The sequence below is a fragment of the Terrisporobacter mayombei genome, from assembly GCF_020748465.1.
Classification (GTDB): Bacteria; Bacillota; Clostridia; order Peptostreptococcales; family Peptostreptococcaceae; genus Terrisporobacter; species Terrisporobacter mayombei.
Window position 1 is genome coordinate 333782 of sequence record NZ_JAHZMP010000002.1, and the last position, 14797, is coordinate 348578.

The 14797-nt window shown below is 28.6% G+C and carries 13 protein-coding genes; 11 read left to right on the plus strand and 2 right to left on the minus strand.

Annotated features, from left to right (window positions below):
• Nucleotides 1–98 precede the first annotated feature (98 nt).
• From K0039_RS08010 to K0039_RS08055, 10 genes are all read left to right on the plus strand, one after another.
• Nucleotides 99–845: an ABC transporter ATP-binding protein gene (locus K0039_RS08010; protein WP_228104527.1), complete on the plus strand. Its 747-nt coding sequence runs from the start codon at nt 99–101 to the stop codon at nt 843–845.
• On the plus strand, nt 845–2743 hold the full coding sequence (locus K0039_RS08015; protein ID WP_228104528.1) for an FtsX-like permease family protein: 1899 nt from the start codon (nt 845–847) through the stop codon (nt 2741–2743). The genes K0039_RS08010 and K0039_RS08015 overlap by 1 nt, the downstream gene beginning before the upstream one ends.
• A 146-nt stretch (nt 2744–2889) precedes the next feature.
• Nucleotides 2890–3507: a YitT family protein gene (locus K0039_RS08020; protein ID WP_228104529.1), complete on the plus strand. Its 618-nt coding sequence runs from the start codon at nt 2890–2892 to the stop codon at nt 3505–3507.
• 113 nt (nt 3508–3620) lie between these two features.
• Nucleotides 3621–3800 (plus strand): hypothetical protein, encoded by a 180-nt coding sequence (locus K0039_RS08025; protein WP_228104530.1) that lies wholly within the window; start codon nt 3621–3623, stop codon nt 3798–3800.
• A gap of 17 nt (nt 3801–3817) precedes the next feature.
• Nucleotides 3818–5365 (plus strand): murein biosynthesis integral membrane protein MurJ, encoded by a 1548-nt coding sequence (murJ, locus tag K0039_RS08030; protein ID WP_228104531.1) that lies wholly within the window; start codon nt 3818–3820, stop codon nt 5363–5365.
• Nucleotides 5366–5530: 165 nt separating this feature from the next.
• Nucleotides 5531–6400: a uroporphyrinogen decarboxylase family protein gene (locus K0039_RS08035; RefSeq protein WP_228104532.1), complete on the plus strand. Its 870-nt coding sequence runs from the start codon at nt 5531–5533 to the stop codon at nt 6398–6400.
• A 24-nt stretch (nt 6401–6424) separates the two neighbouring features.
• The gene (locus K0039_RS08040) at nt 6425–7093 is read left to right on the plus strand and encodes a corrinoid protein (RefSeq protein ID WP_228104533.1); all 669 of its coding nucleotides are present in this window, start codon (nt 6425–6427) and stop codon (nt 7091–7093) included.
• 15 nt (nt 7094–7108) lie between these two features.
• The gene (locus K0039_RS08045) at nt 7109–8140 is read left to right on the plus strand and encodes a methylcobamide:CoM methyltransferase MtbA (RefSeq protein ID WP_228104534.1); all 1032 of its coding nucleotides are present in this window, start codon (nt 7109–7111) and stop codon (nt 8138–8140) included.
• Nucleotides 8133–9932: an ASKHA domain-containing protein gene (locus tag K0039_RS08050; RefSeq protein WP_228104535.1), complete on the plus strand. Its 1800-nt coding sequence runs from the start codon at nt 8133–8135 to the stop codon at nt 9930–9932. The genes K0039_RS08045 and K0039_RS08050 overlap by 8 nt, the downstream gene beginning before the upstream one ends.
• 30 nt (nt 9933–9962) lie before the next feature.
• Nucleotides 9963–11060, plus strand: coding sequence for a uroporphyrinogen decarboxylase family protein (locus tag K0039_RS08055; protein ID WP_228104536.1), 1098 nt, complete (start codon nt 9963–9965; stop codon nt 11058–11060).
• Nucleotides 11061–11155: 95 nt separating this feature from the next.
• On the opposite strand, the gene K0039_RS08060 is transcribed toward K0039_RS08055, so the two are convergent.
• Nucleotides 11156–13369 (minus strand): YhgE/Pip family protein, encoded by a 2214-nt coding sequence (locus tag K0039_RS08060; protein WP_228104537.1) that lies wholly within the window; start codon nt 13367–13369, stop codon nt 11156–11158.
• 175 nt (nt 13370–13544) lie between these two features.
• On the opposite strand from K0039_RS08060, the gene K0039_RS08065 reads away from it, so the two are divergent.
• Nucleotides 13545–14132 (plus strand): TetR/AcrR family transcriptional regulator, encoded by a 588-nt coding sequence (locus tag K0039_RS08065; protein WP_228104538.1) that lies wholly within the window; start codon nt 13545–13547, stop codon nt 14130–14132.
• Between the two features lie 243 nt (nt 14133–14375).
• Here K0039_RS08065 and K0039_RS08070 read toward each other — a convergent pair whose 3' ends face one another.
• Nucleotides 14376–14672 carry a YciI family protein gene (locus K0039_RS08070; protein WP_228104539.1) on the minus strand — a complete coding sequence of 99 codons (297 nt, stop codon included), beginning with the start codon at nt 14670–14672 and terminating at the stop codon, nt 14376–14378.
• Between the last annotated feature and the right edge of the window lie 125 nt (nt 14673–14797).

Consider the following 14797-nt stretch of genomic DNA (forward strand, 5'->3'; position numbering starts at 1 on the left):
GTAATACTCTTGAAAGGTTTGCAGATAGTTATATATTTAAATCTAAATTAAAATTGGTATATAAGAAAAACCAATAAATTTAGAAAGGAAGAATAATCATGAAAATATTAAATATAAAAAATTTAAAAAAAGTATATGGTAAAAAAGTAATTTCAACAGCGCTAAATAACATAAGCTTTTCTATTGATGATGGAGAGTTTGTGGGTATAATGGGACCTAGTGGTAGTGGAAAAACTACACTTTTAAATCTTATATCAACTATTGATAAACCAACATCAGGAACAATAACGTTAAGAGGGGAAAATATTTTAAAGCTTAAGGGTGACGACTTAGCTTTGTTTAGAAGAAGAGAACTGGGATTTGTATTTCAAGGTTTTAATTTATTAAATACATTAACAATTGGTGAAAATATGATTTTACCTTTAACTTTAGACAGTGTAGATTTAAAAGAACAAAATAATAGATTAAATAAAGTTTCCGAAATATTGGGAATTGAAAACTTATTAGATAAAAGGACTTATGAAGTTTCTGGAGGACAGGCCCAAAGAACTGCCATAGGAAGAGCATTAATTAATAATCCTACGTTAGTACTTGCAGATGAACCAACAGGAAATCTTGATTCTGCTTCAGCAAGAGATGTAATGGAATACTTGGAGAAAATAAATAAAGAAGAAAAAGTAACTGCTATGATGGTTACTCATGATCCTTTAGCAGCAAGTTATTGCAATAGAATACTGTTTATAAAAGATGGAGAGATTTACAATGAAATTTATAAAGGAGATAATAGAATTCAATTTTATCAAGAAATAATAGATGTGCTTTCTTTGTTGGGAGGTACTAAATAATGAACTTTATACAATTTGCATATAAAAATGTAAAAAGAAATATTAAGTCTTATTTAGGATATTTTTCCAGTATTTTAATATCCTCAGCTTTGTTATTTTCTTTTAATATGTTTATAAATCATCCCAATTTAGATACTTCAACATTTGATGATTACTTAATGTTAACGATTAAAGTATGCTCAATTATTGTATATGTGTTTTTATTTTTCTTTGTATTTTATTCTGTAAGTGTATTTTTAAAAGGTAGAAACAAAGAATTTGGCATATTATACAGCTTAGGAATATCAAATAAACAAGTTCAAAAGATGATTTTTATAGAAAACTTCATTATAAATGCCTTATCATCTACTCTTGGTGTAATAGTAGGATTGATTTTTTCTAAGATAGTTTTAATAGCCATATCAAATTTACTTGGAATAGAGCCATTAAAGTTTTACATTCCAATAATGTCAATGATAGCAACCATAATTTACTTTATGCTGCTTTCAATATTAATATCTTTATTTATTTCTTTTGTAGTAAAAGAAGATAAGGTTTTAAAATTGTTAAAGGGAAGTGAAACTCAAAGGCCAGAGCCAAAGTTCTCTTTATTACTTGTCGTATTGTGTGTGATTCTTCTTGTATGGTCATATTACAAAGCAATGACAGTTACAAAAATACAATTGGTAAATACAATAGGACCAGTTACTTTTATGACTATTATAGCAACATATTTATTATTTTCTCAGCTTAGTGTATTTATAATAAAGACTATAAAAAATAATAAAAAATTTTATAATAAAAATACTAATATGTTATGTATATCAAATTTATATTATAAAATGAAAGACAATACAAGAATGTTTTTCTTAATATCTATAACCTCTGCAGTTGCATTTACTGCCATAGGATCAGTGTACGCCTACTGGAAAGATCAAACTAGACAAGTTGAGTTGGCTTATCCTCAAGCCATACACTTTGCTACAAATAAAAGTGCACTTCATAATTTGGATGAATTTAATAAAAAAGATTATATTGAGAAAGTTAATTTGTTGGAAAAGTCTCTGAAAGAAGAAAAGATTCCTTATTATAAAATAAATGGAGAGATAAAAACAATTTTTTCAAAGAATAAGGAAAAATCAGTTAAAATAATTAAAGAATCAAAGTATAAAGAGTTGGCTGAAAAAGTGAATCAAAAAACAGTGAAATTTAAAGATAATGAAGCAATATCATTAACATTATTAGAAAATAAAAAAGTAAATAATGAAGTTGTAGTAGATGATAATACTTTAAAAGTTGTAACACAAGTAGACAAGTCTGTTATGCCAGCTTATTATGATTTATATGTTGTTAAAGACGATTTATATGATAAAACAAATAATAACTGTGTAGTAGATACATTTACTACATTTGATACAAGAAATTATATGAAGACTTTGAATATATGTAAAAGCTTTGAAAATGTCTATAAAGAAGAATTAAATGATGGACATTATAAATTTTTATCAAAATCTTTTGTACTTGATTATGGAAAAATAATTTTTTCTACTTTGTTATTTTTAACTATATTTATAGGATTAATATTCTTCGTTACTGCAAGTAGTTTTTTATATAACAAGATTTATATGGATTGTCAGGAGGACAAAGAAAAGTATATGAAGCTTAATAAGATAGGCCTAACCTATAAAGAAATAAGAAAAATTTCAACTATAGAAATAGGAATATTGTTTTTAGCACCTTATGTAATAGCTGTAATACACTCAACCTTCGCCCTTTTAGCAGTTAAAAATTCCTTTAATATGGAAGTGGCTTCTTCAGCATATATCGTTATGGGAAGTTTCTTTATAGTTTTAATTATTTATTTCTTAGTAATAAGAAGAAATTATTTAAAAGAAATAAATGAATATTTAAATAACTAAATATAAATCAAAAGTTATTTGATAATTGTTAGAATCTATTTTTAAAATAAGCATATTAAAATTAGTATATTTAACCAATATTCTTGTCTATATTAAAATTTTATGTATAATATATATGTTAGAAATTTTAAATATAGGAGAAAAACATGGATAAAAATACGATTAAAGAGTATGTTAGAGATATATTCATAATTTTAATAGGAAATACATTTATGGCAATAGCTTATTCAAAGTGGATGGTTCCTAATGAAATTATAAATGGTGGGACTACTAGTATATCTATGATATTAAATAAAGTACTTTCAGTGCCACTGTTATACTTAAGCAATGGGTTAACTTTATTATTATTAATAACTTGCTATATATTTTTAGGTAAGGACAATTTTTCAAAGTCCATATTTGGAAGTTTATTCTATATCACGTTATTTTCATTATTTTACTCCCTACCTTTTTCATTGCATGTTAATGTAGTATTAGACGTACTATTAGCATCTATATTTATAGGTATAGGTTATTATTGTTGTATTATAGTAAATGGATCAACAGTGGGAATTGATGTTGTAGCACTTATTATGCATAAAAAGAATAATAATATAAATATAGCTAAAACAATAAGTAAGATTAATATGATAGTATTGTTTGTTGGATTAATTGTATATGGAGTGAAATCAATAATTGTAGGTATGGTTTTCACATTTATATACTCAAGAATCTTAGATTATTTCTTAAAATGCGATCCTTTAAAAGTTAGTAAAGCAATTTAATGATATGGGTACCTAGATGAAACTAGGTACCTTTTTTACATTTAAGAAACACACATGAGATTTAGAAAATTAGGCTATATTAAGAGTATTGATAATAAAAAGGAGACATTTCAATGACAAAGAAAAAAAGTCAAAAGGATAAATTAAAAGAAAAAAATTTTGAGTACAATATGTTGGGAGATGTATTTCTAGGTGAATTATCTAATATGTCAGGAGAAGAAGATAGCTCCCTACAAAACCTAGTGATTTCCAAGGAATCGGATAAAATACAAAAATCTTTAAAAAATAAGTAAAGTAGAGGAGATATTAAATGTCAAAAGTAGCAAAAGCTGCTATAGGACTTATGGTAGCAACTTTAATAGCAAAAATATTAGGGTTTGGTAGAGAATTAACTTTAGCAGCAGCTTATGGTGCATCATCAACAAGCGATGCATTTTTAGTTGCTATGAATATTCCAGCAGTTATATTTACAGCAGTGGGAACATCTTTAGGGACTGCATTTATACCATTATTTTGTGAAGTGAGATCAAAAGATGGAGACAATGCATCTGTTAGATACACAAATAATATATTTAATGTTGTTGTTCTTATTTGTTTAGTGTTTGCAATTGTAGGAGCTTTTTTTGCACCAGAAATTGTTAAACTATTTGCTCTAGGATTTAAGGGCGAGACAATGGAAAAGGCAGTTTATTTCACAAGAATAATGTTACTTGGTATTCCTTTTTTAGGAATAAGCTATATAATGATGGCTTACTTGCAAGTAAAAGAAAATTTTATAATACCGGGCCTTATGCCTGTGCCATATAATCTTTGTATAATAATATCCATAATTCTGAGTACAAAAACATCACCATATATATTACCATTTGGAGCGCTTATAGGACTTTTAGGACAATTTTTATTTCAACTACCTTTTGCCATGAAAAGAGGTTATAAGTATCAATCTTATTTGAATTTCAAAGATGAATATCTTAAAAAAATGCTTTGGCTTGTGGGCCCTGTTCTTATAGGTGTGGCAGTAAATCAAATAAATACTATAGTAGATAGAACAATTGCATCTACATTGGTTGAAGGAAGTATCTCAGCTCTTAACTATGCAAATAAACTTAATCAATTTGTAATGGGTATGTTTATAGTATCAATTTCATCTGTTGTTTATCCAATGCTTTCAAAATTGTCAACGGATAACAATAAAACTGAATTTAATAAATCAATAATAACATCCATAAATACAGTTATTTTGATAGTTATTCCCATATCAGTAGGTGCTATAATTCTTGCAACGCCAATTGTAAAAATACTTTTCCAAAGAGGGGAATTTGATGCAAGAGCCACATATATGACATCTGTAGCACTTGTATTTTATTCCATAGGTATGATAGGTTTTGGTCTAAGGGATATTTTAGGAAAGGTATTTTATTCATTACAAGATACAAAAACACCTATGATAAATGGTGCTATTGCCATGGGATTAAATATCATCTTAAATATTTTATTTGTTAAATTTACAAATATGCAATTGGCCGGTTTAGCATTTGCCACTAGTATATCGGCTTTAGTGACTATTATATTATTATTTATAAATTTGAGAATAAAAATAGGTCCATTTGGTGGGAAATATGTGCTAACAGTATTTATAAAATCCATGTTATCAGCATTATTAATGGCAGCAATAACTTTATTTATATATAACAATTTATCAGTAATATTAGGTATCGGAACTATTAAAGAAATTATAACTTTAGCATTATCAATTGGTGGTGGAGCTATAGTATATGCATCATGTGTAATACTTCTAAAGATAAAAGAAGTGAATTTAATTTTAGATACATTGAAAAGTAAGCTTAAAAAAATATAAAATGAAAGGCATATCTTAAAATATTATGATATGCCTTTTTAATGTATTGATTTTATTTATAAAAGGCATAGAACTATAAAAATTATCAATTTTTATAAGTTATTTTAATATGTTACTCTTATTAATGTGAAGAATTAAATATATAGAAAGGTCTAAAAAGAATATATGGAGAAGATAGTTGATTTTAAATGTACTTATAATAATTCAGCAGGAATAAATGAAGAAGTGACAAGAAATTTAAAATTAAGTTTTCCCCAGGCCTATAAACATTGTGAGACAATGACCTTAATAGCTAAAGAACTAAAAAAACATGATAATGCAGCTTTTTGTGAATTACCTTTTTGTCACACTGTAGAAGGAGAAGCAATGGGTGGAATTATTAATTATGGAGATGAAAAGATAGGACCTAGGGCAAAGGAATATGTGTGCAAAAATGCTGATGATTTATTAAATCTTAAAAGTATTGATTTTACAAAAGGTAGAATATCAGAAGTATTAAAGGCCTGCACATGTTTAAGAAATGAAGGAGAAAATATTGTTTTAGAAGTTAGTGGACCATTTACAATCTTAAATGTATTAATGGATGCTACACATGTATTTAAGATTTTTAGAAAAGAACCAGAAAAGATGAAACAAATATTTGATAAATTTCAAAATGAAATTCTTAACTTTATAGAAGAAGGACAAAGAGCAGGTGCAAACTTAATTAGTTTTGCTGACTCTTCAGGTGGTGTTAATATTCTTGGGCCTAAGATGATGAAAGAAAGTGTGGACATGTTTACATATCCTTTCTTGAAAAAGGCTGAAAAAATTATAGATGATAAGACCATATTATTACTATGCCCAAAAACAACATTTGCACTTCTTGGAACAAATAAAGCAAGTTTATATGATATTGAATTATCAAAACCTATGAAATATGGTGAGGGCTGTATTGAAGCTATAGGAAAAATGAAAATAGCAGGTCAAATGTGCATAAAAAATATAAATTATGAATTGACTGAAGGCAAAATTAAGGGAATCAAACTAATATAAAATAATAAAATAGGGGGGACAATTATGTCATCAAAAAAAGAACTTTTAAAAAAATTAGCTGAGTGTGTAGTTGAAATGGAAGACGAAGAAGTGGTGGATGTAGCTAAGGAATATTTAAATGAAGGACATTCAGCTTTTGATGGAATAATGGATGGATTAGTTGAGGGAATGAATGAAGCAAGTAAGCTTTATGATGAAGAAGAATATTTTGTAACTGATGTATTGTTGTGTTCAGATGCCATGTATGCAGGGCTGGATGTTTTAAGACCTCATTTACCAGAACAAGAGGAGGATGCAAAAGTAAAAGGTGTTATAGGTGTTGTTGAAGGAGACACACATGACATAGGTAAGAACTTAGTTAGAATTATGTTTGAAACTGCTGGTTTTGAAATGCATGATTTAGGAAGAGATGTTAATTTAAAATCTTTTGTGGAAAAAGTAAAAGAAACAAATGCATCACTTCTTTGTATGTCAACATTAATGACAACAACTATGGGTGGAATGAAAACAGTTATTGACATGTTAAATGAAGAAGGCATAAGAGATAATGTTACAGTTATGGTTGGTGGAAGTCCTATTTCACAAAAATATGCAAATGAAATAGGTGCAGATGGATATTCAAGTAATGCAGTTGAAGCAGTAAAAGTTGCCAAAGAGCTTCTACATGCTAAGAACTTAGTAAATGCTATTTAAAACGAGGTTGATAAAATGATTACACCAAAAGAGAGAATTAAAAAAGTATTTAATAATGAAGAAGTTGATAGACCGCCTTGCATATGTCCAGGTGGAATGATGAACATGATAACAACAGATTTAATGGATAGATCGAATGTATTTTGGCCAAATGCACACTTAAATGGAGAAAAAATGGCTGAACTTGCCAGTGCAAACTATGAAAATGGGTGTTTTGAAAATTATGGAGTTCCTTTTTGTATGACTGTAGAAGCTGAAGCTATGGGAGCTAAAGTAACTTTAGGAACTAGAGAATATGAGCCTCATGTAATTGAATATGCCATAAATAGTGTGGACGAATACGAAAATTTAAAAGAAATGAGTATGCAAGAAGGCAGAGAAAAGGTAGTATTAGATGCTATAAAAATTTTAAAATCAAAAAATGATAATGTACCTATAATAGGAAATATTACAGGGCCAATAAGTACAGCCAGTTCTCTTATGGAGCCTGTTGTTTTTTATAAAGAGTTGAGGAAAAAAAATAAAAAAGCTCATGAATTTATGTCATTTGTTACAGATGAAATCATTAATTTTGCTAGAGCTCAAATAGATGCAGGAGCAGATATAATTGCCATCTCTGACCCAAGTGGCAGTGGAGAAATTTTAGGACCAAGAGATTTTGAACAATTTGCAGTTAAATATATAAATAGGATAATTCATAGTTTGCAAAAAGAAAAAATAGGAACTATTGTACATATTTGTGGTCAAATGAGAAGTGTTTACAAAGAAGTAAATATGATACAAAGTAATGCTCTTAGTTTTGACTCAGTAGTTTCTATGAAAAATGCTAGAGCTAATTTACCAAATAGAATTCTTATGGGAAATGTAAGTACATATACATTGGAATTTGGAACTCCAGACAAAATTTCATTGTTAACTAACAAATGTGTGAAAGATGGGTCAAATATTATATCACCAGCATGTGGACTTGGAACAAAATCTCCACTTAAAAATATACAATCTATCCTAAGTACATTAAACACAGAGGAGATTAAGGTAAATGTGTAAAATTTTCATAGAAAAAGAAAATAAAATCATAGAAACAAAAGAAGATAAAACATTAATGGATGCTTTATTAGATGAAAATATATTTGTTGATAATGCTTGTAATGGTAAAGGTGTTTGTGGAAAATGTAAAATTAAGCTTATTTCTGGAGATTTGGGAGAATTAAGTGAAACAGAGAAGAAACTTTTATCCCAAGATGAAATTAAAGATAATATACGTTTATCTTGTTTAGTAAAACCACAAGAAGATATAAAAATAGAATTATTACAGAAAGAGAGAAAACATAGAGTATTAAGCAGTGGGTATATGCCAAAGTTTGAAGTTAACCCTTCAATACATAAAAAATTAATAACTCTTGAAAAATCAACTTTAGAAAATCAAAGACCATTGGAAAATGAAATTTTGAGACAATTGAATATTGATAAATTAGATTGGAAATTATTAAAAGAAATAAAACCACAAGATGAAAAAATCACAGCAGTTTTTAATAATGATGAAGTAATTTATCTGGAAAAAAATGATACAAGAGATAAAATATATGGAGTGATTATGGATATAGGAACAACAACAGTAGTTACATCTTTAGTAGATGTAAACTCTGGTGAAGAGCTATGTGTTGAATCTATGATTAACTCACAAAAACAGTATGGATTAGATGTGTTAACTAGAATTACATATGAAGTGGAAAATGAAGAAGATGGAGTTGAAAATTTACAAAAGGCTATAGTAACTTCTATAAATGAAATGATAGAAAAACTATGTAAGAAAGCAAATGTAAATAAAAAACATATATACGAAATTACTGTGGCAGCAAATTGTACAATGATGCATATGTTACTTGGAATAGATGCCAAATCTATTGGAAAGTCTCCATTCGCACCTATTTTTACTAGTTCAAAAAACATTCTAGCAAAAGATATAGGATTATTAGCTTGTGATGAAGCAAGACTTTATTGCCTACCTTCTGTATCTGCATATATAGGAGCTGATATAGTAGCAGGGGCTTATGTATGTGAATTAAATAAAGCAGATGAAAATGTACTTTTCATAGATATAGGGACAAACGGGGAAATCGTTCTATCAAATAAAGGTGATCTTTTATCTTGTTCTTGTGCAGCAGGACCAGCACTAGAGGGAATGAACATTAGTTGTGGAATGAGAGCAGCAAATGGAGCCATAGAAGATGTAATTATTAACGAAGAAGAAAATGTAATAAAAGTTATAGGAGAAGAAAAACCTATAGGAATATGTGGAAGTGGAATCTTAGCAGTAGTAAAAGAACTATTAAAAACAGGAATTGTAAGAGATAATGGGGCTTTTATTAAGCTAGAAAAGTTAGAAGAAGATGATTATCGATTAAATAGAATACAAATTAATAATAAAAAAAGAGAATTTATTCTTTATGATGATAATAAAAATAAACTTTTGATTACTCAAGGTGATATTAGACAAGTTCAGCTAGCAAAGGGAGCCATACTTTCTGGTTTTTATGCACTACTTAAAAAAGCTAACATTGAAATGAAAGACCTTAAAAAGGTAATGATAGCAGGTCAATTTGGAGCTCATGTTAGTGTAGACAGCTTAGTTGGAACAGGAATTTTACCAATGGAAGTAAAAGAAAAAATAGTTTATGTAGGTAATTCTTCAAAAACAGGAGCCTATATGGCATTAATGTCTAAGGAAGCTAAAAAAGATATGGAATTACTATCTAAAGATATGGAATATATGGAGCTTGGAGCATCAGAAGGTTATGAAAGATTATTTTCTAGTTGTTTAAAGTTTCCATCTAACTAATTATAAAATTATTGAACTGGGGGGATTACAATGCATAAAGATGATCAAATGACTCCTAAGGAAAGACTAGCAGGATTTTTTAGTGGAAAAGAAATAGATAGAATACCAGCCCTACCATTTGTAACATCAGTATCAGGAAGAGTAGCTGGAATTACACATAAAGAAAAAAGAAGTTGTGCTAAAAACCAAGCTCAGGCACAAATAGCTTGTTATGAGAGATTTGGAAATGATAGTATTTCCATAGAGTATGGACTTCATGGCGTTGGTATTGCCTTAGGTAGTAAAACTAATGATCCAGAAGATGGAGTTCCAGCCATAATAGAGCATTATTTAAAAAATCTTAAAGATTTAAGTTCTTTAGATTTATCAAAAATAGAAAGAAAAAATGATCCATGGTATCAATTAAATTATGATGCGTATCATATTTGTATGGAGAAATATGGACATGAAGTTGGAGCATCTTTAAGTATTCATGGACCAATAACAGCAGCAGGAAGTATTTATCCTGTGGAAAAATTATTAAGATCAATAAGAAAAGAACCTGAAAAAGTTCATGAATTATTAAGATTTAGTACGGATGCCACTAAAATAGTAATGAAAGATTTCTTAGAAGCAGGAGCGGGAATATCTTTGTGTGATCCAATAGCTTCAGGAACACTAATAGATAAAAAAACCTATATAGAGTTTGTTCTTCCATATACAAAAGAAATAGTGGATTATGTACATAGTTTTGGAAAATCTCTTACATATCATGTTTGTGGAGAAACTTCTCATATGACACTAGACTTGGTGGAAAGTGGTTGTAATATGTTAAGTATTGACAATAGAGTTAGTTTAGTTGATACAAAAAAACTTGTGGGAGACAGACTTCCTATTGTTGGAAATGTGGATCCAGTAGAAATAATGATGCTTGGCACTGTAGAAGATGTTTACGCAGGTGTAAAAAAATGTATAGAAGAGGGTTATGACAGTCCAAAGGGATATTTACTAAGTACAGGATGTGGTATACCTATTAACGCTCCTATAGAAAATATAGATGCATTTATGGGAGCTGCAAGAAAACATGGTAAGTGGCCAATAAATAGTGATAACTTTAAAGAAGAAATATTAGAAAAATCAAGTTTATAGCAATAGTACCTTGTTCATTTAATGAAATAAAAAACTTTAAGTCATAAAAATAAGGATTATGTGTTTAAAACATAATCCTTATTTTTATTAATTTATTAAACTGCTAATTTGTCATCCATATCATCTTCAGTAAAATTATTCTTATTAGATTTATATCTTACCTTAAACTCAAGGAATGCAATTGTTATTAATATCATTACTACAGCTATAGAAGCAAGGAAAATCAAATGATTTTCTATGCTAGGTCCACCGGATATTGTACTTCTGAATGCAGTAACTACGTGAGTAAATGGAAGATAATTAGTTATTTTAGCTACAAAATCACCGGATAATTCTAAAGGATAAGTACCTGTAGAACCAGATAACTGAATAACCATAAGTACTAGAACTAAGAATTTACCAACTACTCCAAAGGCCACATTAAAGAAGTATATTATACTCATAAAGGTTATTGCGGCAACAACTGCGACTAATATGGTACTATTTAAATCAGCTGGGCTAAATCCATTGAAGAAGCTTAGAGCTGAAATCATTGCTATAGAAGCTAATATTATTGCTGGATACATAACACTTGCTTTGCTTAACCATAATCTAAAGCCTGATTTTATCTTTGAGCTATTTTTAGTTAATGGGTAAACTGTGCAGAATCCCATACATCCAACCCAAAGACCAACGACCATCATATATGCAGCCATGGCATGACCATTATCTGCAACTTTAGTTATTTGAGTTTTAGATGAGTCTACAGGTGATGCAAACATTTTTAATGTATCATCATTTATTTTAGAAGTAGTATCTTTTACAGATTTAGCTCCGTCATCTAAACTTGTTTGAAGAGTATTACTTCCATCATAAGCAGTTTTTAAACCATCTTTTAAACTTACAGATCCATCTTTTAAATCATTAACACCAGATGATATTTTATTTGTACCATCTGAAAGTGATGTCATACCAGATTTTAATTGAGGGTTATTAGCTACAAGTTTGTCTGAGCCTGCCTTTAATTCATTGGCACCAGCACTTAATGTATTTAATCCATCTGAAAGAGTTTTTGTAGATGATTTTAAGGTAGTAAACATTTTTTCATAATTAGAAAGATTTGAGTTTACTTCTTTTAAAACACCCTCAGCTCCATTTTCTGCTGCTCCTGCTGCAATTTTGCTCATAGTACTAGATACTGATGGAGAAACTGCACTTGTTATAGAATCAGCAGTAATATTAGAAGATACACCTTTCAATGTATTTGACACTATTCCAACAACTAAGCCTTGGGCTTGCTCTTTAGTATATCCTGCTGCTTGAAGAGCTCCTACCATTTGAGTAATATTACTATCACTAAGTATTGCTGAAGACACTGCTTTAACTGTATTATCTGAAGTTAAAGTGTTACTTACTTTACTGCTAACAGCGCTACCTATACCAGAAGATAGTTGCTTAGAATAACCAGAAACACTAGAAGCTGCTGTATCTTTTAGAGTGTTTTTTTGCTCTTTACTTAAAGATATATTTGGAATAGATATTCCTTTAACAGCAGAATTTAACTGATTAGCACCATCTGCCAATTTATTAGCACCATTTGCAAGTTCTCCAGAAGCAGAATTTAAAGTTTTTACACCTGCTAAATAAGTATCTAAACCTTGTGATAAAGTATTTGTACCATTAGTAAATGTTAACATACTATTAGAAAGAGTGCCTAAACCATTACTTAGTTTCACACCACCATCTTTTAAATCACCTAAGCCGTCTTTTAGTTCCAAAGAACCGTCAGATGCTTCTTTAAGTCCATCACCTACAGTGCCAAACTGTTCAAATACGACATCTGCATAAGTTTCAGTTACATTTTGAGAAATTGTATTTTGAACTTTACTTAAAGCAGTTTCACTCATTTTACTGGCGATATAGTTTTTACCTGGGTTTGTAGCATATTCTAATACCATTTTCTTAGGTTTTTTATCTAATAAAGTAGTAGCATCTTTTGAAAAGTTTTTAGGAATAGTAATTACCATATAATAAGTACCATTTTCTAAACCATCCATTGCCACTTTTTCATCAACAAAGTTAAATGCTAAGGAGTCATTTTCTTTTAGACTATCAACAAGTCTTTCACCAACATTTACTTCCTTATCCTCATAATCAACAGGATTATCATTATTTACAACAGCAACTGGAAGATTACTAACTTTACCGTAAGGATCCCACATGGAACTTAAAAATAAAGTTGAATAAATAGTTGGGATTGCAATGATAGCTATAAGAGCTACAATCATAAATTTGTTTTTGAATAAGTCTTTCCATTCTTTTTTTAGCATATATATCACCCTTCTCAATATTAAGTTTTTATAAACAACATGGTGTTGTTTTTTGCTATAATATGTATTATAATTTTATAAGAAATAATATTCAATCATTAAAATAATAGAAAATGTATGATAAACGACATTTACTTAAAAAATGTTGTTTATTTTTAAGGGGAGGAGTAAATTAATGAACATAAAAAATGACCGTAGAATTAGAAAGTCAAAAGAATCTTTAAAGCAGAGTTTAATAAATTTAATGAAGGAAAAGTCAGTAAATAATATTACAGTAAAAGAATTAGTTTCTGATGCAGACTTAAACAGGTCGACTTTTTATAATTATTACTGCGATATACCAGATATGTTGGAAAAGTTAGAAACAGAGCTTTATAATGAATTTGTGCATATTTTAGAGTTACACGTTATTAAGGATAATAAAACTCATGATATTGATAAAGAAGCTCATGAATTTATTGAAGATATGTGTGATGTTATAGAAGAAAATGTTGAGTTTTGCAAATGTATTTTCAGTCAAAATGGCGATATAAGTTTCTTATTTAAGCTGGAGGAACTAGTTGAAAATCATATTAAAGATCAACTTAGACAAGATTTTGATGGTAAAATAGATCATCTTGCTTATGTATACTCATTTGTTAAAAGTGGTTATATTGGTATATTAAAATCATGGATGAAGGGTGGATGCGTGGAGTCTTCTCAGGAAATTGGTAACTTAACATATAATTTAGTAAAAGGTGTTTTATACAGTTGTAAACTATAATTTATGACATAATTACTGTAACAATATTAAGTGTAATTTCTAGCTGGGAATTAAAGCTTGCTAGAAACGAAATATATGCTATACATGGAAGATTGTTTAAATAGTGTGGAAAAGTATAATGTTAAACTGATTAAGAAATGTGAATAAGAAGTATAATACTAGAAATAAATATTTAGATAAAAATAGAATTTATGTTGTATTAAGTATATAAAAATACTGGAATGAAAATTCATTCCAGTATTTTTATACACTAAACCATTCTTTAGGTGATTCATTAAAGTAGTGAGGAGAGAATTCTGTAACCTTATACTCTTGAATGTCGTGAATTTTTAAAGGTTCTTTAGATAAATACTCTTCTACTTTCTCAGGATTTTCTGCTTTCATTATAAATACAACACCACTCATATCTTCTTTAAGTCCTGTCATTAATATTGAACCTTCCTTCATAGCTTTTCCTGAATAAGCCATGTGCTCTTTCATTATATTATCATCTATTGGATCAGAACTTTTTAAATTACCTTCAACAATAAAATATTTCATTTTTATATTCTCCTTTAAATAAGTATGATAAAAATTTAAACTAAGATTATTTATTATATTTTTATCTATTTATAATAAATAATACCCATATTAGTGTATTCATTAACAGCATATAGTTAAGTTAT